Origin of the sequence: Mesorhizobium sp. M7A.F.Ca.US.014.04.1.1, assembly GCF_003998745.1 — a bacterium.
In the GTDB taxonomy this organism is placed as follows: Bacteria; Pseudomonadota; Alphaproteobacteria; order Rhizobiales; family Rhizobiaceae; genus Mesorhizobium; species Mesorhizobium ciceri.
In genome coordinates this window covers 1-1,927 of the sequence record NZ_RZRW01000820.1, presented here as the reverse complement: position 1 = coordinate 1,927, position 1,927 = coordinate 1, and the positions used below count along the sequence as shown (strand labels likewise).

The following is a 1,927-nucleotide window of genomic DNA, read 5'->3' as shown; positions in this document are numbered from 1 at the left end:
AGGTGATGGTCGCCCGCTGGATGGCCCAGCATGCGAGACTGTTCATTCTGGACGAGCCGTTTCAGGGCGTCGATATTTCCGCCCGGCGCGACATCGCCGCCAAGCTCAGGGCCAGTGCAAACGGACGCGCCACGCTGCTGTTCGTCACCGAACTCGACGAGGCGCTGGAGACCGCCGATCGCATCCTGGTCATGTCGGAACAGACCATCGTCGGCGAGCACCGCAATGCCGATGTCGATCTCGACCGCCTGTTGGCCGAGGTCGCCGGCGGGCCGCTGCACAGTGCCGCCTGAGCGCGGGCGTTAGGAATGGGAATGGAAAGAGCATGGGTTCGGATTGGCTAAAAACGGCAGCAGCGCGCGGGAGCGCCGAATGACATTGCGCGACCACGCCATCCGCTACGGATTCATCGTGCTCTTGTTCGGGCTCGTCGCCTATTTCTCGATCGCCGCCGACGGTTTCGTTTCGCCGCAAAGTGCGGTTTTCATCTTCCAGTCGGTCGCCATCACCGGCGTGCTGGCGCTCGGCGTCACCGCCACGCTGGTCGTCGGAGGTTTTGATCTGTCGATCGGCTCGGTCGCCACCTCAGCCATGATGGCGGCCGCCTATGTCATGGTGGTGCTGGAGCAGAACGCCCTTGTCGCGGTCGTCGTCTGCCTGCTCATCGGCGCCATCGTCGGCCTGATCAATGGCTGGCTGATCGTCTACATGCGTGTGCCCGATCTGCTGGCGACGCTCGGCATGATGTTCCTGCTCGTCGGCCTGCAGCGCATTCCAACCGAAGGCCGCTCGATCGCCACCGGCATGACCATGCCTGATGGTTCGGTCGCCAACGGCAAATTCTCCGACGCCTTCCTGGCGCTTGGCCGCCACCGCTTCGACTTCTTCATCCCGAACCTCATTCCAGTGTCGGTGGTGGTGCTGCTCGTGCTCGCCGTGCTGATCTGGTTCTTCCTCGAATACACCCGTTTCGGCCGCATGATGTATGCCGTCGGCAGCAATGAGCGCGCCGCCGAACTCGCCGGCGCGCCTGTCAAGGCATACAAGATCTGGGCTTACGTCATTTCAGGTGTTTTTGCCTCGATCGGGGGCATTTTGCTCGCTGCCCGGCTTGGACGCGGCGACATCGCCTCGGGTAATAATCTGCTGCTCGATGCGGTTGCCGCAGCGCTGATCGGCTACGCGGTGCTGGGTGCCGCCAAGCCGAACGCCTTCGGCACCGCCATCGGCGCGCTGTTCGTCGGCATCTTGCTTCAGGGCCTGACGATGATGAACGCGCCTTACTACACGCAGGATTTCATCAAGGGCGTGGTTCTGGTCGTCGCCCTTGTCTTCACCTTTGCGCTTTCGGGCAGGGGCAGGAGATAGCTTTCGACCGGAACAGGATTTTCGAGTTCAACAAGAGTGGAGGAAAACAAAGTGAGCATTACAAGAAGACTTCTGGGGAAGGTGGCGCTCGGATTGGCCGGCGCAACTATGCTGATGCAGGTCCCGGCTTTTGCCGCGGACAAGCCGGCGCCCTTCGACAAGCCCGGCGTCAAGATCGCGCTGGTGCGCTATCTCTCGACCGGCGACTTCTTCCAGGCCTATCTCTCGGGCGTCGAGGCGCAGTCGAAGGCGCTCGGCATCGACCTGCGCGTCCTCGACAGCCGCCAGGATGCGGCTCTTCAGTCCGACATGGTCGACCAGGCCATCGCGCTCGGCGTGCAGGGCATCATCATCCAGCACGGCCTGACGGAATCGATGAAGGACGCCGCGCAGCGTGCGGTCGACGCCGGCATCAAGGTTGTGGCCTTCGACGTCAATGTCGAAAACCCCAAGATCCCGCAGATCGAACAGTCCGATCGCGACCTGGCACGCCTCGCGCTCGAGCAGGCGGTCAAGGACAATGGCGAGAGCTGGAATGCCGGCTATGTCTATGTCGCCG

2 protein-coding genes and 1 pseudogene are annotated in these 1,927 nt (G+C 62.6%); all 3 read left to right on the top strand.

Features of this window, described 5'->3' with window-relative positions:
* Window positions 1-293: pseudogene (locus EOA22_RS31910) on the top strand (sugar ABC transporter ATP-binding protein); the annotation flags it as partial.
* A 79-nt stretch (window positions 294-372) separates the two neighbouring features.
* Entirely contained in the window at window positions 373-1,368 is a 996-nt protein-coding gene (locus EOA22_RS31905; RefSeq protein WP_013532921.1) for an ABC transporter permease, read from the top strand.
* 51 nt (window positions 1,369-1,419) lie between these two features.
* Window positions 1,420-1,927 (top strand): substrate-binding domain-containing protein (locus EOA22_RS31900; RefSeq protein ID WP_164756123.1); only part of this gene is annotated, 508 nt, incomplete at its 3' end.

Excerpts from the sequence above, each read along its gene's own strand:
- EOA22_RS31905 (WP_013532921.1), top strand. The coding sequence starts at position 373 with ATGACATTGCGCGACCACGCCATCCGCTACGGATTCATCGTGCTCTTG.